Annotated in this window: 14 protein-coding genes and 2 tRNA genes; 8 read left to right on the forward strand and 8 right to left on the reverse strand. The window is 37.7% G+C overall.

Annotated features, from left to right (window positions below):
* Positions 1-2: 2 nt before the first annotated feature.
* Positions 3-76 (reverse strand) — tRNA-Asn (locus tag B091_RS0104525).
* An 81-nt stretch (positions 77-157) separates the two neighbouring features.
* Between B091_RS0104525 and B091_RS0104530 the strand changes: the two genes are divergently transcribed.
* Positions 158-1,150, forward strand: coding sequence for an adenosine kinase (locus tag B091_RS0104530; protein WP_018108821.1), 993 nt, complete (start codon positions 158-160; stop codon positions 1,148-1,150).
* A 45-nt stretch (positions 1,151-1,195) separates the two neighbouring features.
* Positions 1,196-2,899 carry a S41 family peptidase gene (locus B091_RS0104535; RefSeq protein ID WP_018108822.1) on the forward strand — a complete coding sequence of 568 codons (1,704 nt, stop codon included), beginning with the start codon at positions 1,196-1,198 and terminating at the stop codon, positions 2,897-2,899.
* Between the two features lie 74 nt (positions 2,900-2,973).
* Here the strand turns inward: B091_RS0104535 and B091_RS0104540 are convergent.
* Positions 2,974-3,045 (reverse strand) — tRNA-Arg (locus B091_RS0104540).
* Between the two features lie 374 nt (positions 3,046-3,419).
* Here B091_RS0104540 and B091_RS0104545 point away from each other — a divergent pair.
* Entirely contained in the window at positions 3,420-5,285 is a 1,866-nt protein-coding gene (locus tag B091_RS0104545) for a fimbrillin family protein (protein ID WP_018108823.1), read from the forward strand.
* Between the two features lie 65 nt (positions 5,286-5,350).
* Here the strand turns inward: B091_RS0104545 and B091_RS0104550 are convergent, their stop codons facing one another.
* Complete coding sequence (locus tag B091_RS0104550) at positions 5,351-7,042, reverse strand: tetratricopeptide repeat protein (RefSeq protein ID WP_025069470.1); 1,692 nt, start codon at positions 7,040-7,042, stop codon at positions 5,351-5,353.
* Between the two features lie 171 nt (positions 7,043-7,213).
* Positions 7,214-8,131, reverse strand: a complete 918-nt coding sequence (gene xerD / locus B091_RS0104555; RefSeq protein ID WP_018108825.1) for a site-specific tyrosine recombinase XerD — start codon at positions 8,129-8,131, stop codon at positions 7,214-7,216.
* A 76-nt stretch (positions 8,132-8,207) separates the two neighbouring features.
* Between xerD and aroQ the strand changes: the two genes are divergently transcribed.
* Genes aroQ through B091_RS0104580 form a run of 5 tightly spaced genes read left to right on the forward strand, consistent with a single transcriptional unit; the run spans position 8,208 to position 12,318 of the window.
* A complete protein-coding gene (aroQ, locus tag B091_RS0104560; protein ID WP_018108826.1) occupies positions 8,208-8,627 on the forward strand; it encodes a type II 3-dehydroquinate dehydratase in 420 nt (139 codons plus the stop codon).
* A 27-nt stretch (positions 8,628-8,654) separates the two neighbouring features.
* The gene (gene pyk, locus B091_RS0104565) at positions 8,655-10,106 is read left to right on the forward strand and encodes a pyruvate kinase (RefSeq protein WP_018108827.1); all 1,452 of its coding nucleotides are present in this window, start codon (positions 8,655-8,657) and stop codon (positions 10,104-10,106) included.
* An 8-nt stretch (positions 10,107-10,114) separates the two neighbouring features.
* On the forward strand, positions 10,115-10,756 hold the full coding sequence (locus tag B091_RS0104570) for an O-methyltransferase (protein WP_018108828.1): 642 nt from the start codon (positions 10,115-10,117) through the stop codon (positions 10,754-10,756).
* Positions 10,757-10,759: 3 nt separating this feature from the next.
* A complete protein-coding gene (rbfA, locus tag B091_RS0104575) occupies positions 10,760-11,095 on the forward strand; it encodes a 30S ribosome-binding factor RbfA (RefSeq protein ID WP_018108829.1) in 336 nt (111 codons plus the stop codon).
* A complete protein-coding gene (locus B091_RS0104580; RefSeq protein WP_018108830.1) occupies positions 11,092-12,318 on the forward strand; it encodes an FtsX-like permease family protein in 1,227 nt (408 codons plus the stop codon). Before rbfA ends, B091_RS0104580 begins: the two co-directional genes overlap by 4 nt.
* Here the strand turns inward: B091_RS0104580 and B091_RS0104585 are convergent.
* Genes B091_RS0104585 through B091_RS0104600 form a run of 4 tightly spaced genes read right to left on the reverse strand, consistent with a single transcriptional unit; the run spans position 12,315 to position 17,386 of the window.
* Positions 12,315-13,904: a S41 family peptidase gene (locus B091_RS0104585; RefSeq protein WP_018108831.1), complete on the reverse strand. Its 1,590-nt coding sequence runs from the start codon at positions 13,902-13,904 to the stop codon at positions 12,315-12,317. The genes B091_RS0104580 and B091_RS0104585 overlap by 4 nt on opposite strands.
* 6 nt (positions 13,905-13,910) lie before the next feature.
* Positions 13,911-14,363 carry a pantetheine-phosphate adenylyltransferase gene (coaD, locus tag B091_RS0104590; RefSeq protein ID WP_025069469.1) on the reverse strand — a complete coding sequence of 151 codons (453 nt, stop codon included), beginning with the start codon at positions 14,361-14,363 and terminating at the stop codon, positions 13,911-13,913.
* An 11-nt stretch (positions 14,364-14,374) separates the two neighbouring features.
* Positions 14,375-16,240 (reverse strand): DNA topoisomerase IV subunit B, encoded by a 1,866-nt coding sequence (locus B091_RS0104595; RefSeq protein WP_018108833.1) that lies wholly within the window; start codon positions 16,238-16,240, stop codon positions 14,375-14,377.
* A 9-nt stretch (positions 16,241-16,249) separates the two neighbouring features.
* Positions 16,250-17,386 (reverse strand): hypothetical protein, encoded by a 1,137-nt coding sequence (locus tag B091_RS0104600; protein ID WP_018108834.1) that lies wholly within the window; start codon positions 17,384-17,386, stop codon positions 16,250-16,252.
* Positions 17,387-17,446: the final 60 nt, after the last annotated feature.

Raw genomic sequence — 17,446 nt, forward strand, 5'->3', positions numbered from 1 at the left:
AGCTCTTCCTCTTGGACTTGAACCAAGGACCCCCTGATTAACAGTCAGGTGCTCTAACCAACTGAGCTAAGGAAGAATCATTTTTCAATCAAATGCGTTGCAAAAGTAATAGGTTTTTTTGAAATATGCAATATCTTTGTGAAAAAAATATCACAAAATGAGAAGAATTATTGGTTTAGGTAATGCCTTGATAGATCTGCTAGTCATACTAAAGGATGATAACTCACTGGATAACATGAAATTAGCCAAAGGAAGCATGCAGCTTATCTCAGCATCTAAATTTCAAGATTTAAATAAAATAATCTCCTCTATGGAGGTTTCTCAGACAACAGGAGGTTCTGCAGCCAACACAATTCAAGCTTTAGCTTCACTCGGATCACCCGTTGGCTTCATTGGCAAGATCGGAAATGATGCTTATGGTAGCTTTTTCGAACAAACTTTCAAAGCAAAAGGAGTCCACACAAATCTCATTCACGACAATAACTTACCCTCAGGAGTAGCTTCAACATTCATCAGCCAAGATGGTGAACGTACATTTGGTACTTTTCTAGGGGCTGCAGCAGAATTATCAGCCTCCGAAATATTAACTGAGATGTATTCAGGATACGATATACTCTATATCGAAGGGTATTTGGTCCAAAACCATGACTTAATACTTAATGCTGTTAAATTAGCTAAAGAAATGGGGCTAAAAGTATGTATTGACATGGCAAGTTATAATATTGTATCTGAAGACTTGGATTTTTTCACCTATTTGGTTACCAATTTCATTGATATCGTGTTCGCCAATGAAGAGGAGGCTTATGCTTTTGCCCGAACCACGGATGCTACCGAAGCTTTAAACTACATTGCCGAATTATGTGAAATAGCAATTGTAAAGGTGGGGTCGAATGGATCATATCTTAAGTCAATAAACCAAACCTACCCTATCTGTGTTTATCAGAAGCATTGTGTGATTGATACCACAGGAGCTGGTGATTATTACGCAGCGGGATTTCTCTACGGATACATCAACGGCTTTGATTTGGAAACTAGTGCAAATATTGGAGCACTATTATCAGGGTATATTATTCAGGTCGTAGGCACAGCTCTACCCATCGAAACTTGGGATAAGATTAAATGGGAAATAGCTGAGTTAACAAAAAAGTAGGTACCTTTAAATCGTTCATTTCACTTAAACCTAAAATATAGATTAATGAAGAATAGTATAAAAAAGATAGTAATAATAGCAGCAGTTCTTGTAGGTGCTTTGGCTATTTACTCTTTTCGTCCATCGAAAAATCACAACTTCGAGATGGCAAAGAACATCGACATATTCAATGCCGTAGTAAAAGAATTGGATATGTTTTATGTTGACACCATTGATGCCAACGCAACAATAAAAAGAGCAATAGATGTAATGCTAGCCTCATTAGACCCCTATACCTCATACTATCCAGCCGAAGATCAAAGCGAGCTAGAACAGATGATAAAGGGCTCCTACGGAGGTATTGGATCGCTTATTACATATGACCCCAAAAAGAAATGCTCCATGATAGCAGAACCTTATGAAGGTATGCCCGCAGCTGAAGTCGGTTTAAAGGTGGGCGATGTTCTTTTACAGATCGACACAGTGAGCCTAAAAGACAAAAACAACCAACAGGTGAGTGAAATGCTCCGAGGTGAAGTTGGAACAAGTTTTACACTTAAAGTTCAACGCCCAGGAGTTAAAAAACCTATGGAGTTTACAATTGTTAGAAAATCAGTTCAACTCCCTACCATTCCCTATTATGGAATGCTCAAAGATAGTGTCGGTTATATTGAACTAGTGAGTTTTTCGGGAACCCCTGCTGCCGATTTCAAGAGAGCCTTTTTAGATTTAAAGAGCCAAGGTGCTACATCACTTGTTATAGATGTAAGAAATAATGGAGGTGGTCTGCTCGACGAAGCAGTAGACATCATCAACTACTTTGTACCTAAGGGCAAAACGATAGTCACCACCAAAGGCAAGATCAAACAAGCATCCAGCACTTACAAAACAAAAAATCAACCTTTAGACACTGAGATCCCAATCGTAGTATTGGTTAGTGGTTCTACTGCATCCGCTGCAGAGATTTTAGCAGGCTCACTTCAAGATTTAGATAGAGCTGTGGTATTGGGTACTAAAACCTTCGGTAAGGGGCTTGTACAAATTCCTAGAGCACTTCCTTACGGAGCAAACATGAAGCTTACTTCTGCTAAGTATTATATACCAAGCGGACGTTGTGTACAAGCAATCGATTACTCGTACCGTGGTCCTGATGGTAAACTTGAGAGAACCCCCGATAGCCTACTCACAATTTTTCACACCTCGATAGGTCGTGAAGTAAAAGACGGTATTGGCGTTATTCCCGATATCGAAGTGACTCCAGAAAAACTACCAAATATCTTATTCTACCTGGTTAACGAGAATATGACATTCGACTATGCTACTGAATACGCACTAAAACATAAGACTATTCCACCAGCACAGGAGTTTGCATTGACCGATGCCGACTATACAGAGTTTAAAGAGTTTGTAAAAGGAAAAGATTTCAAATACGACCAACAGAGTGAAAAGGTTCTAAAAAGCCTGAGAGAGATTGCCGAATTTGAGGGTTACCTCGAAGATGCACAAACTGAGTTTACTGCCCTAGAGCAAAAGCTATCTCATAATTTAGAGAAAGACTTAACTTACTTTGAAAAAGACATTAAACAGATGCTGGCTATCGAAATCATCAAGCGCTACTACTACCAACGCGGAACAACCATCGAACGTTTGAAACAGGACGAAGATGTAGACATCGCCTTAAAGCTTCTTAGAACACCTTTATACGATGAGGTTTTATCGCCAAGCTTTAAACCCTTGGTAAGCGACAGCATTGCTTCTCTAAACCAATAAAAGTAGAGCAAATCAACAATAAAAAAAATCGGCTTGGTAATCACTAAAGATTATCAAGCCGATTTTTTTTATTGTAGCCTCGCCGAGAATCGAACTCGGATCTAAAGTTTAGGAAACTTCTATTCTATCCGTTGAACTACGAGGCCAATAATTTTACAAATATAGGATTTTTATTAAAAACCACCTTTCAAAATTGCTTTAATAAACACCCTATTTATGAATGCTTCTAAAAGCTTTAGTAAAACAACTTACTCGCTATGGCCAAACGACCTACTCGGAAGACTCATACCACCTACTCGTATATCACCTCCCAACTAGTAAAAAATATTATTTACAATCAAGTCAAAAAAAGAGAAATGTTTTAAATAATTTATAATATTTAATACTAAATTAGATGTTATAAATCGGGTGTGTTGCCGCTAAAATTTCGACAATATAGAATCGACTATAATTACGAAAACAATTCACAACCCAACCTCTTTAGGAGATTGAGTATTTTTTAATATTTAACCCTAAGTTTATGACTAAAAGGAGTATTCAAAAAGCTAAATCACTTTTTGGTGGGATAACTGTTGTATCCCTGTTTTTATCATCCTGTTACAATGAGATCAAAGAACCGCTAGAAGATAGCGATGTCCCCATCAGAATTACAACAGACATTCTACCCCCTTCCACACGAGTTAGTCAAGAGAAGTTTGAGACTAAAGATGCCATAGGGTTCTTTCTGCTCACCAACACAGACAACTTAAATGAATCTTACTTCAAGAACATTCAGTTTACCTTTCATGAAGGAGAAGATTTTATACCCTCGAAAGAGCTATATTATCCCAAGACACAAGATCCTTCAACGATTATCAGCTATTATCCCTATAAAAAAGATATCCTCACCGATGAAGGATTCCTTAGAGTATCGATTAAGAGCAATTCGTCCGATAAGGCTAAAGAGGTGGATACAGACTTTTTGATCGCACGAAAAGAAAATGTATTCGCTGATCTAAAACCTCAGCAGCTGAACTTTAAACATGCACTAGCAAAGGTAGAAGTAGAAATCAAGCCCGCGCAAGGCTATTCTGCCGAAGAGATATTAGGCACAGAACCCTTACTTAAAATTTTAAACCAACCTACAGAAGCTTTGTTTGATACACAAAAAGGCATTTTCACTCAGCACACCAACAAACTCGATTTGCAACCTAATGCCCAATGGCAAGTGCAAGATGGAATTATAAAAGGCTGCTCTTTTCTGTATATACCCAAAGAAGCAACATCTACAGATGAGCAGATTACTATCCTAGCGGAGAACATAACCTATAAGTGCTCATTCCCTAAAAAATGGAACTTAAAAGCGGGGACAGTAAATCGATTAACCATAAACTATACTCCCTCAAAAGGGATTGAAATAGCCAAGGCAGAATCAAATATTAAACCATGGGAGAAAGGAGAGAACGATGAAGTTAATACCCAAATAGAAACCTGTGCGATCCAAACCACAATGTTTAAGTTCCAAAACACAAATGTTTACCGTTTAGTAAATTCGCAAGGCATTATTAGAGCGCAAGTTTGCCGAGAACTGTTGGTTAATAAAGAGATGAAAACTGAAGCAGTCGTAATCTACCCCATCGACAAAGATCTTAAAGTTGCCAACAGGGGAATATGCCTAAAAACGTTTAATCTGAAAGATAATATAGTAGGAGATACTATAATTTGGGATAAAAAGGATAACTCTTTTAGCATAGCAAAACATGGAAGTAAGGTAGATAATACCTATTTCTTCATCGACACACAAGGTGAAATTTGTTTTTCTGAACCGAAAACTCCTGATTATATTCACAGTGAAGAGGTTTACCTAAACAGTAAAAAAGAATCTCTAGCTAACCAATATCCAATTGTAAAAATAGGAACACAATATTGGACCACTGAGAACTGGAAGGAGGAGTTTAAATCAGATCATACTCCGTTAGCATTTGAAAAGGCTAAGACTGTTATTAATGCGGGCTACACAATGAGTTCATATTGTGGAGATGAACACTTCTACAATCGTGCAGCAATTGAGTCCGAAGCTCTTAATCCTCAAGGATGGGCTATACCCAGTACAGAAGAGTGGAAAAAACTCTTTAAGTATATTGACCAAGACTATAACCTGCTGAAGAGTGGTCAATGGATTTCAGCAACATCGCCACTCAATTCAATCTTTAAAATCACTCCACGCGGGTGCTTTGTCAGAGGAGAGTTCAAAACAGACTCAAATTGCTTTGCAGCATATGATAGCCAAAGTGAAGATAAGCTAACTACTATCATATTCCATAACCGAGAAGATTTACCACCTCTAGAGATTAGACTTATTAAGACTAACGACTATATGCTAAACATCAGGCTCATTAAAAGATAAAAAAAATAGGCTGTGTCGTATTGACACAGCCTATTTTCATTATTTCAAAAACTTTAAGCTTTCAATTAGAAGATAGCTACAAAGTCTACATTTGTAAAGTATTTAGCAAATTCCAAATCAGTAGCTGCTTTTTTAGCTAATGAAGGATTTTGTTTAACAGCTTTAGCTAAGTTATCAATAACCATTGCATTGTTGTTAGTGCGAGCACCAAGAACAGCTTTTAGGTAAGATGTGTAAGCATCAGCATTCTTGATACTATCAAGAGTGTTTTTCGCTTTGTTATAATCTTTAGCTAAGATTTGAGCAAGAGCAGCACTGTTTGATTTTACATCACCAAATGCGCTTACTGCTTTGTTATAGTCACCTTGAGCAACGTAAAGGTTACCCATGATTTCGTTCAATTCTTTAGCACCAGCACCTTTACCTAGGTAAGTTTGAGCTGTAGCATTATCACCTTGTACAAGAGCGATAAGACCTAAGTTAGTATTAACCTCAGGAGCAGCATTGATTGAGTAAGCTTTCTTGAAGAAAGACTCTGCTTTTGCAAGGTTACCAGCTTGGTAAGCTAATCTACCTAAGTTGTTATAAGCACGGAAATCACCAGGGAAGTACTCAGTAACTTTAGTAAAGATTACTTCTTGTTCTGCTGGGTTTTCTGTTAGCGTAGTAGCATAAAGAAGTTCTTCGATGTTAAGTTCTCTTGGATTAGACTTAGCTAATTTAGAGATTTCCTCATCAGATTTACCAATGATCTCGTAGTTCAAGATTAAACGTGCACGTCTAAGCTCTGGAAGAATATCTTTTGCAAGAGTAGAGTAAACAGAAGAAATATTTTTGATTTCTTGCTCTCTTTTTTCTGGATCTGGGTACATAGAAAGAACACGTAGAATTAGGTTCTTGTCTTGGATGTTAGATTTAGAAACTAGTTCTTTGAAACCTTCCCAGTCTTGAGCTGTATATTTACCATCAACAACAACATCAGCTAAATCACCTTTTTTGAATTCACGGTTGATTAGAGCTTCTGTGTTTTTCTCACGATTTTTAGCAAGACCTGTATTAAGCTCAACACCACCATCAGGAGAAGCATAAGCAGAAACTTCTACGCTACTGATTCTTTTGTTAACCGCGTCTTTAATGCTTTGAACTTGGTTTTTGAAGTCTTTAGCTTTAGAAAGTTGGTTTGTACGAATGTTAGCTTGTTGGATAAGGAACATAATGTTATCCTTATGAGCATCTAAAATAACACGTTGGAAAGCATCTTGTCCCAATGCAGGGTTTGCTGAACCTAGAGTGTTTTTGATTAACTCAGAAGTAGAAATAACACCATCAGCAATTTTTACTGCAGGGATAGTATACGTTTTTTTACCTTTAAGAGCTTTAAACTCTAAGAACAATTCTGACTGTGCCATTTCTGGAACATAATCAAAAGATGTTTTCATTGTGTAGTTACCACCCATTTTGTAGGCGATTGATTGATGGTTACCTTGAACCTTCTCACCTTGGAAAATAGCAGTCTTACCTCTCGATTCTCCACCTTTCCATTTCAGAACAGGAGTAACTTCAACAACTGTCTTTTTGTTAAAGTATTTTTCTGGGAATTTTCCGTTAATAGTAACAGGAACTTTACCTCCTACAGCCTCTAGGACTACAGGGTTAGTAGTGAAATAGTCTGATGAAAGACCTCTCATTTTACTTCCGCAAGAAGAAAGCACTACAACAAGTGCAACCAATACGGGTAAATACAACTTTTTAGTCATCATTTTTGGCAAAAATTTAGTGTTTATAATTTATCGCAAAGTTATCAAATTATCCCTCTTCTGTATAAAACATACACTAGCTGTAATCTTTACAAAATGAACAATTTGCAACTTAATTTATATTATAGGACAAAAATAACTATAATTCAAGAATTTTCTACTACTTTTAAATTATTTATTTCTAGGATGGTACTCTAGTATTTCATGGCGTATCAAACTCTTGTCTAAATGGGTATATATTTCAGTAGTTGTAATAGACTCGTGGCCCAGCATAGCTTGGATTGCCCGAAGATTAGCCCCCCCCTCCAGCAGGTGAGTTGCAAAAGAATGTCGAAAAGTGTGTGGACTTACATTCTTTGAGATACCAGCCAATTCGGCATACTTCTTTACAATATTAAAAATCATAACACGTGATAGACCAGCACCACGGCGATTAAGAAACAAGGTGTCTTCAGCACCTCTTTTTATAACAACTGCCCCACGCTCCGTCAAATAATATTTAATGAGTTGAATACAGCACTCTGAAATAGGAACTAAACGTTGTTTGCTCCCTTTTCCATCCACTACAACGTATTGATCTTCAAAATTTAACTGAGAAATTTTCAAACCGGTTAGCTCCGAAACACGCAAACCACAACTATAGAGTGTTTCGAGTATCGCCCGATTCCGAACGCCCTCAGGTGTACTCACATCAACAGCCTGAACAATAGCATCAATTTCTTCTACAGACAAGAAGACAGGAATGTGAAAACCCAATTTAGGGCCATCCAATAAACGTGAAGGGTCATTTTCAATAAGTTCTTCCAGAAGCAGGTAGTGATAAAACGACTTAATACCCGAAAGTATCCGAGCTTGCGAACGAGGATGAATTCCTAAATCATGCAATTCGGCCAAGAAACCCTGTAAATCTTGCAGTGTTATTTCAAGAACTGATCGATTTATGCTTTTTGCATAGTCGGTAAGTTTGGTCAAATCGAGTAAGTAAGCATCCAACGTATTGAGAGATAGAGATTTTTCAAGTTTTAAATATTGTCTATAATTGGATATAACTTGTAAAAGCTGTTTCATATTCGCTGAAAAATCTTCCATAACAGTAAAATTTTAATATCTTTGCAGAATAGTATCAAGTCTGAAAACAAAGATATTAAAATAGATTATCGAAAACATGAAAGTTCAACTAATTAATGGACCCAACATTAATCTACTAGGGAAGCGAGAACCCTCTATTTATGGGTCTTCGTCTTTTGATGATTACTTCTCCATTTTGGAGAAAAGATACCCTACAATCGAACTCTCATCATTTCAGTCCAACATTGAAGGAGAACTTATTAATAAGATTCAAGAAGTTGGTTTCTCACACGACGGCATAATATTAAATGCCGGAGCTTACACACACACATCAATAGCTATTTTGGACGCCATTAGAGCCATCACTTGCCCTGTAATTGAAGTTCACATTTCAAATACACAGGCTAGAGAGTCGTACCGTCATCACTCAATGATTGCCGCAGGCTGTAAAGGAGTCATTTGTGGATTCGGACTGGATTCTTATCGCTTAGCTCTAGAGGCCTTATTAGTTAAATAATTAGAGCAGATTAAATATAAATATATTATGATGTTAAAACAAACAAAAATCGTAGCGTCAATTTCTGACAGACGTTGTGAGGTTGATTTCTTGCAACAACTTTATGAAGCAGGAATGAACGTTGTGCGTATGAATACAGCACACGCTACCCAAGATGGTCTTGAAGTATTAATCAACAACGTAAGAGAAGTATCTAATAAAATAGGTATTCTTATCGACACTAAAGGTCCTGAAGTAAGAACAACTGCTTGTGATGAGCCAATCGATTACAAAACTGGTGAAAAGGTTATGATCGTTGCTGACCCTAGCAAAACTACAACTAGAGCTTGCATCTCTGTATCATATACAGGATTCATCAACGACCTCGAAGTAGGTAGAGATATTCTTATTGACGATGGTGATCTTTGCCTTCACGTTCACGAAAAAGAAAACGACCACCTAGTTTGCGAAGTTATGAACGACGCAACATTGGCTAGCCGTAAGAGTGTTAACGTTCCTGGTGTACGTATCAATCTTCCTTCACTAACTGAAAAAGATAGAAACAACATTCTTTTTGCAATCAAAAAAGATATCGACTTTATCGCTCACTCATTCGTTCGTAACGAACGTGACGTTCAAGACATCAAAGATATTCTTGCTGAGCACAACAGTGACATCAGAATCATTTCTAAAATTGAGAACCAAGAAGGTGTTGATAACATCGACGAAATTATTGCAATTTCTGACGGTATCATGGTTGCTCGTGGTGACCTAGGTATCGAAGTTCCTCAAGAAAAAATACCTGGAATCCAACGCCGACTTATCAAAAAATGTATTCTTGCAAAGAAACCAGTTATCGTAGCTACTCAAATGCTTCACACAATGATTAGCAACCCGCGTCCAACACGTGCTGAGGTTACTGACATTGCTAACGCAATTTACTACCGTACTGATGCTTTAATGCTTAGCGGCGAGACTGCATACGGTAAATACCCAGTTGAAGCTGTTAAAACAATGGCTACAATTGCAGCTCAAGCTGAACAAGATAAGCTAGACGAAAATGACATCAGAATACCTTTGGTTAATCCTGACGTTACTGCATTCTTAGCTAAACAAGCTGTTAAAGCTTCTGCTTTGATGAGTATTGGTGCTATCATCACTGACAGCTATAGCGGCCGTACAGCTCGTAACATTGCTGCATTCCGTGGTAAAGCTCCAGTTTTAGCTATCTGCTACAAAGAAAAAACAATGCGTCACCTAGCGCTTTCTTACGGTGTTGAAGCGATCTTCATGCCAGAAAAAGCTAACGGTCAAGAATATTACTTCGCAGCTCTTAACCAATTGGTTAAAGACGGTAGACTTAACGCTGAAGACAGTGTTTGTTACCTAAGCAGCGGCAGAAGAAATATGCGTACTTCTTTCTTAGAAATCAATACTGTAGAAGATGTGCTTAAATATGCTGATGACTACGTTTTACCTAACAGAAACAGATATTTATAATTTGGTAAATGAAAGAAACCGAGGCTTTAGATCAATATATTGCTGATCATAGCGACTCCGAGAGCGATTATCTGAAAGCACTTTATCGTGCAACTCATGTCAATCTTCTTCGACCTCGCATGGCCTCTGGACATATACAAGGACGAATCTTAAAGATGTTTACATCTATGATTCGTCCTCGTAATATTTTAGAGATAGGGACTTATAGTGGATATTCAGCTCTTTGTCTCGCAGAAGGTCTAGAATCAGGAGGAATGCTCTACACATTTGAAATCAATGATGAGCAAGAAGACTTTACCCGTCCTTGGTTAGAAAACTCTCCTTACGCCGATAAGATAGAATTTATCATTGGAAATGCTTTAGATATTGTCCCGCAAATGGACGTAACTTTTGACATGGCATTTATTGATGGTGATAAAAGAAATTATATCGCATATTATGAGATGGTTTTAGCCAAACTCTCAAAAGGAGGCTATATCTTTGCCGACAATACCCTTTGGGATGGGCATGTACTCGAAACCCCAAAACATAATGACTGGCAATCCATCGGGATCAAGGCATTTAACAGCTACATTGTCAATGACAAACGCGTTGAAAAAGTTATATTACCTCTTCGCGATGGCTTAACAATCATAAAAAAACTAGGATAGAAAATGGAAACAACTAGACAACAAAAAATATCACGCTTAATTCAAAAGGAATTAAGCAACATCTTCTTATTGCAAACAAAAGCAACTAACGGCATTTTAATCTCTATTAGCGCGGTTAGAGTGACATCAGACCTTAGTATTGCAAGGGCTTATCTAAGTATTTTCCCTCAAGACAAGAGAGAAGAGTTAATCAAAAATATCAATGCCAACTCTAAGGCTATCCGTTTTGATTTAGGACAAAAGGTAAGACACCAACTAAGAATTGTACCAGAACTCGAATTTTACGTGGACGACTCACTTGATTATGCCGAAAGAATTGATTCTTTACTAGATCAGTGAAACTCCCTTTAAAAATAGCTTGGCGTTATCTTTTCTCTAAAAAGAAGCATAACGCAATCAACATTATTTCAGCAATTTCTGTTTCAGGGATTGCTCTTGCTACTTTAACTCTAGTATGCACACTATCGGTGTTTAATGGCTTTCAAGAGTCAGTAGCAAGTTTTTTCACCTCTTTCGATGCTGAACTAAAGATAGTATCAACAACAGGCAAAACCTTCTCTTCTAACTCCCAACTACTAAATAAAATCAGCAATCTTCCTGAAGTCGAACTACAGACTACTACTCTCGAAGAAAATGCTATGGTCAAATACAAAGAGCTACAAACCATGATTACGCTCAAAGGAGTAGATGACAATTTCCATAAAGTCACCTCGATCAATACCCTACTCTTTGGGCAAGGCAAGTTTATTTTATACGATGAAGTTGTTAATTATGGCATCATGGGAGGAGAGCTAGCTTCTAGTCTTAGCACAGGAATACATCACATCCAACCTCTTGAGATTTTTGCACCAAAACCTGGAGCAAAAATAAATATGAGTAACCCAAGTACCTCTTTTAATACTTCATATCTATATTCCCCAGGGGTTATATTCTCGGTTGGACAACAGAAATATGATGGTAGTTATATTCTATGTTCACTAAAGTTTGCGCAAGACTTACTCGAAAAGAAGAATCAGATTTCCGCAATTGAATTAAAACTCATTGAGGGAGCAAGTATTAAGCAGGTCAAAGAGAAGCTAGCTGCGATTCTAGGACAAGGTTATACTATTCTTGATAGGTATGAACAGCAAACAGATGTTTTCAACATTATGAAGATAGAAAAATTAATTTCTTTCTTCTTCTTAATATTCATCCTACTTATCGCATGCTTCAATATCGTAAGTTCACTATCTATGCTAATTATAGAGAAAAGAGATGATATGCAGATACTCATGAATATCGGAGCAGACAAAAAGTTTATCGCTAAGATATTCCTTTACGAGGGTAGACTAATAACTGCCATAGGGACGGGAGTCGGACTTGTGCTAGGTGTTATTCTAACACTCTTGCAAGAGCACTTTGGCTTTATTAGGTTGAACGATGGATTCCAATTCATCACTTCTGCATATCCTGTTAGCCTACAGCTAACCGATTTACTACTAATTATCGTTACTGTAATTGTAGTTGGATTTATCTCCGTATGGTATCCAATCCAATACTTAAGCAAAAAGATCCTTCGCTAGTTAAGCTCTGCCCTATATGTATCCGAATTTAAGACTTCAAGGCTTTTCAGTACCCCCTGATCGGTTTTATTACGCACTTGATAATAGACTAAATCTCCATACAAATCACGAGCTATAAGTGATTTCAACCAACTATTTATAAACTTATCAACACTAAGAATATCCACCTGCGAATCGGTCGTATCTTTATATCCCTTCATCAAAGCTTTACGAATACTAACAGTTAAGTCTTCGGGAACCACATAGCTCTCAATAAACCTAGTAGAATCATAAGACGAAAGAATGGTACTACGCTGGCTATGAATAAACTTAAAGAGAGGATTAAGAGTGTCTGGCTGATTCAAGCCACGAAATACGGGTGATAAAAGAACAGAGTCTACAGGTATAAAAATATCAGGCATAATTCCGCCACCACCATAAACGGACCTACCCTTAACAAGGGTTCGAAAAGAGAGTGAATCAACCACCATGATACTATCCGGATGAACTAACTCCCCACGATCTAATCGATCAAGAAGCTCCATCCGATACTTAAGTTGATTATCGGAGCCTTTAGCATAGGGTTTCTGAATATGTCGACCCGAAGGTGTATAATATCGAGCAATAGTCAAACGAATCATTGAACCGTCTAAAAGATCAACTGGTCGCTGCACAAGCCCCTTACCAAAAGATCTGCGACCCAAAATCAACCCCCTATCCCAATCTTGAATGGCGCCCGACAAGATTTCACTAGCCGAGGCTGAATACTCATCTTGCAGAATAATAAGTCGACCATCCTTAAACTTGCCAGAACCTGTAGCATAGAAACTGCCCAAATCAACACGTTTACCTTGTGCGTAGACAATTCTCTCTTTGGCTTTGAGGAACTCGTTAGAAATATCAACAGCAATATTAAGTAGACCACCACTGTTACCTCTGAGGTCCAAAATAAGATCTTTTAACCCCTTTTTTTTGAGAGCTTTAAGCGCTGATATAAATTCGACATGTGAGTTTGTATTAAAGCTTTCTAGATTAATATAGCCCACAGCAGGAGTAAGCATATAGGCAGCAGGAATGGTGTTAATCGGAATTGTATTTCGTTCTATAGATAACAGATGCGGTTGACCATCTCGAAAAAGCGTGAGCTCAACTTTAGACTTTCTAGGCCCCCTAAGCAGATCCGATATATCTTTTGTTGTAATGTGCGAACCAACGATAGGCTGACCGTTAGCGGCAATAATTTGATCACCATCCATGATACCAGCTTTTTTGGATGGGCCCCCATCAAGAGCTCGAATAACGTAAAGTGTATCATTTTGCATTCGGTACTGAATCCCTATCCCAACAAACTCTCCTTTTATAGACTCCTGGAGAGCTTTAACCTCCTCGGGAGTGGAGTAAGTTGAGTGAGGGTCTAAATTAGACAACATACCTCGAATACCAGCCTCTACCAGTGCATTTTCATCTACCGAATCAACATAGAGTTGATCAATGAAAAACTCAGCCATATGAAGCTTTTGAGCAGCAGCTCTTGGTGCTTTCTCTTGTGCTTCTACCGAGTATGTTGTAATTATGCCACTAAAGAGAAGCAAAAAGAGATATCTCATAAGTTATTATATTTCCATCCCTTGAGGAATAAACTGTGATATGTCTTTTCCATAGGATAATAATTCGCGTACTAAAGTGGAACTAATACAACTTAATTCAGGTTCAGTAAACAGAAGAATAGTCTCTATCCCTGTAAGTTTTTTGTTTATATCGGCAATAGACTCTTCGTACTCAAAATCTTTGACCGTACGAATGCCCCGAATAATAAAGCCAGCCTCAACATCCATCGCAAAATCGACAGTCAGATTTTCATAGGGCAAAACCTTAATTCGAGGTTCGTCCTTGAAAAATTCAGTAACCACTCGAATCCGCTTATCAATGGGGAAATGCGTATTCTTAGCTTCATTAATACCAATGCCTATTACTAGTTCATCCATAAAAGCTAGCGCTCGCATAACTATAGAATAATGCCCGATGGTAAAGGGGTCAAATGTACCTGGGAATAATGCTCTTCTCATAAATAATTGTCTTAGACTATAATATCTTCTTCAACTACTAAGTTCTCAATAATAAATTCTTGTCTTTCCATAGTATTCTTACCCATATAGAATTCAAGAAGATCGTTTACAATATCGGTCTTACGCCATTTAACCTGCTCTAGACGCATATCTTTGCCTATAAAGTGCTTAAATTCGTGAGGGGAAATCTCACCCAACCCTTTAAATCGTGTTATCTCAGGATTAGGACCTAACTCACCAATAGCCTCTACACGCTCTTCTTCACTATAGCAATAGCGAGTTTGTTTTTTATTTCTCACCCTAAAAAGAGGGGTTTGAAGGATATAAACATGTCCCTTCTTAATCAGATCAGGGAAGAACTGCAAAAAGAAAGTAATGAGTAGCAGACGAATATGCATACCATCAACATCGGCATCAGTTGCTACAATTACCTTGTTATAACGTAACCCATCAATACCATCTTCAATATTAAGAGCAGCTTGTAGAAGATTAAATTCTTCATTCTCATAAACTACTTTTTTAGTTAGTCCATAAGAGTTTAAGGGCTTACCTCGCAAACTAAATACTGCTTGAGTATTTACATCACGGCTTTTAGTAATAGAACCACTTGCTGAGTCACCCTCGGTAATGAAGATGGAAGAACTCTCTTTCGCATCTCCTTTACTATCATTCAGGTGAATACGACAATCTCTAAGCTTCTTATTGTGTAAGCTAACCTTCTTTGCACGCTCACGAGCAATACGAGTAATACCAGCAATAGCTTTACGTTCCTTCTCCGACTCTTGAATTTTTTTAAGCAATACATCGGCTATCTTGGGGTTCCGGTGTAAGAAGTTGTCAACTTCAGTCTTGACAAAATCGCCCACAAACTTATTTACGGTCGGTCCCTTTGGGCCGATATTAGCTGAACCCAATTTGATTTTTGTTTGACTCTCAAAAAGCGGTTCTTCAACATTGATTGCTATAGCACCAACCAAACCATTACGGATGTCCGAAAAATCGTGATTCTTGCCATAAAAGTCGCGAATAGCTCGGGCAAGATGCTCCTTATATGCACTTTGATGCGTACCGCCTTGGGTAGTATGTTGTCCGTTTACAAAAGAGTAATACTCTTCTCCATATTGAGTAGTGTGAGTAAAGGCAATCTCAATATCCTCACCCTTAAGATGTATTATGGGGTATAATCCTTCAGAGGTTAGGTTATCTTCGAGCAGGTCTTGGAGACCATTCTTAGATATAATTTTAGTACCGTTGAAATTCAACGTTAAGCTAGTATTCAAATAAGAGTAGTTACGAAGCATTGTTTCGATATACTCCTCTCTAAAGCTATAGCCTGTAAAAAGTGTCTCATCAGGTTCAAAATAGATATAAGTTCCGGTCTTCTCATCCGAAGGTGCAGTAATGTCTGACTGCAAAATTCCTTTAGAAAAAATAGCATGTCGAACCTTACCTTCACGATAACTCTTTACTTCAAAGCAAGAGCTCAAGGCATTTACAGCTTTAATACCCACACCATTTAAACCAACACTTTTCTTAAAGGCTTTGCTGTCGTATTTTCCTCCTGTATTTAAGACGCTAACAGCTTCTACAAGCTTGCCCTGAGGAATACCACGGCCAAAGTCTCTTACCGAGACTTGAAGGTTATTGGTTACAGATATATTTATCTGTTTACCCGAATTCATTTTAAACTCATCTATACTATTATCAAGTACCTCTTTTAATAAAACGTAGATACCATCCTCAGCATAGGTTCCATCACCAAGCTTACCGATATACATACCCGGGCGCACACGAATGTGCTCCATGTCACTCAAGTGACGAATATTATCATCAGTATAAGCTACACTTCCAGTTTTATTTTCCAAGATCTCACTCATAGTTTAGTTTTAGTTTATTTCTTTAATAAATGCTCTTCTACGCTTATGTTGATCAGTCTTAAAATTAACCCACTGTGCTTGAACCTTATCATTGAGTTCGAGTTCAGGATTAGACTCAGCTATCGTAAAGCCAAGCTTTCGGCTATTAGGTATCATATCTGCAAACACAATTGCATTAACACCCTTATTCTGATACTCAGGCTTAACAGCGACAAGTAAAAGGTCGAGAATATTCGATCTTTTTTTGAAGAATAGTGCCTTAAGCAAATAATACCAGCCAAAAGGTAAAAGCTTTCCTTTGGCTTTTTGCAGAGCTGAAGAAAGAGATGGCATTGACAAACCCACAGCAACTAATTTCTTGTCCGAATCAATAACCAGGGATAACACACGCAAATCGACAATAGGTAAGTACATCTTAACATACTGATCGATCTGCCTCTGATTTAGAGGTGCAAAACCATAAAGAGGCTGATATGCCTCATTCATTAATTCAAAAATAGCTTGACCGTAGTCTGCAGCTAACTTTTTGCCCGAGGTGTACTTAATAATTTCTAAGCCTAGTTTTTGTTGTACTATCTTAGAAACTCGTGCATGTCTTTCGGGAATCTCTTCGGGAATATATATCTTAAACTCAACCCAATCGGCATCTTTTACAAAACCCATTTTATCCATATGTTCTGGATAATAAGGATAATTATAAATAGTAGCCATCGTACCAAGCTGATCAAAACCTTCAATCAACATACCCTCAGCATCAAAATCGGTAAAACCAAGCGGCCCGTGGATATGCGTCATTCCACGCTCTAACCCCCAGTTCTCAACAGTTTTTATAAGCTCTTTAGAGACTTCATCATCATCGATAAAGTCTATCCAACCAAATCGGACTTTGTTTTCGTTCCAAATCTTATTGGCTCGTGTATTAATTAGTGCTGCAACTCTTCCTACAAGTTTTCCATTTTTGTAAGCCAAGAAAAAGTCAGCCTCACAATAGTCGAAAGCAGCATTCTTATTCTTATCAAAAGTGTTTAACATATCATCATATAAGTCGGGAATAGCATAGGGATTGCTTTTATACAACTCATAGTTAAAGCGAATAAACTTCTTCAAGTCATTTTTAGAAGAAACCTTTTTAATTTCTATTGACATATTTAAATAAAGTAATTGAAAGCCTAAAGATACACGAATTGATGGATATCTTACATTATA

This window comes from Bacteroides propionicifaciens DSM 19291 = JCM 14649 (genome assembly GCF_000375405.1).
Taxonomy (GTDB): Bacteria; Bacteroidota; Bacteroidia; order Bacteroidales; family Bacteroidaceae; genus Bacteroides_E; species Bacteroides_E propionicifaciens.

What these genes read in the sequence shown, in the direction of transcription:
- B091_RS0104600 (WP_018108834.1), bottom strand. Translation starts at nt 17,386, where the DNA reads ATGTCAATAGAAATTAAAAAGGTTTCTTCTAAAAATGACTTGAAGAAG.
- pyk (WP_018108827.1), top strand. Translation starts at nt 8,655, where the DNA reads ATGATGTTAAAACAAACAAAAATCGTAGCGTCAATTTCTGACAGACGT.
- aroQ (WP_018108826.1), top strand. Translation starts at nt 8,208, where the DNA reads ATGAAAGTTCAACTAATTAATGGACCCAACATTAATCTACTAGGGAAG.
- B091_RS0104570 (WP_018108828.1), top strand. Translation starts at nt 10,115, where the DNA reads ATGAAAGAAACCGAGGCTTTAGATCAATATATTGCTGATCATAGCGAC.
- B091_RS0104530 (WP_018108821.1), top strand. Translation starts at nt 158, where the DNA reads ATGAGAAGAATTATTGGTTTAGGTAATGCCTTGATAGATCTGCTAGTC.
- B091_RS0104595 (WP_018108833.1), bottom strand. Translation starts at nt 16,240, where the DNA reads ATGAGTGAGATCTTGGAAAATAAAACTGGAAGTGTAGCTTATACTGAT.
- B091_RS0104585 (WP_018108831.1), bottom strand. Translation starts at nt 13,904, where the DNA reads ATGAGATATCTCTTTTTGCTTCTCTTTAGTGGCATAATTACAACATAC.
- xerD (WP_018108825.1), bottom strand. Translation starts at nt 8,131, where the DNA reads ATGGAAGATTTTTCAGCGAATATGAAACAGCTTTTACAAGTTATATCC.
- B091_RS0104550 (WP_025069470.1), bottom strand. Translation starts at nt 7,042, where the DNA reads ATGACTAAAAAGTTGTATTTACCCGTATTGGTTGCACTTGTTGTAGTG.
- rbfA (WP_018108829.1), top strand. Translation starts at nt 10,760, where the DNA reads ATGGAAACAACTAGACAACAAAAAATATCACGCTTAATTCAAAAGGAA.
- B091_RS0104545 (WP_018108823.1), top strand. Translation starts at nt 3,420, where the DNA reads ATGACTAAAAGGAGTATTCAAAAAGCTAAATCACTTTTTGGTGGGATA.
- B091_RS0104535 (WP_018108822.1), top strand. Translation starts at nt 1,196, where the DNA reads ATGAAGAATAGTATAAAAAAGATAGTAATAATAGCAGCAGTTCTTGTA.
- coaD (WP_025069469.1), bottom strand. Translation starts at nt 14,363, where the DNA reads ATGAGAAGAGCATTATTCCCAGGTACATTTGACCCCTTTACCATCGGG.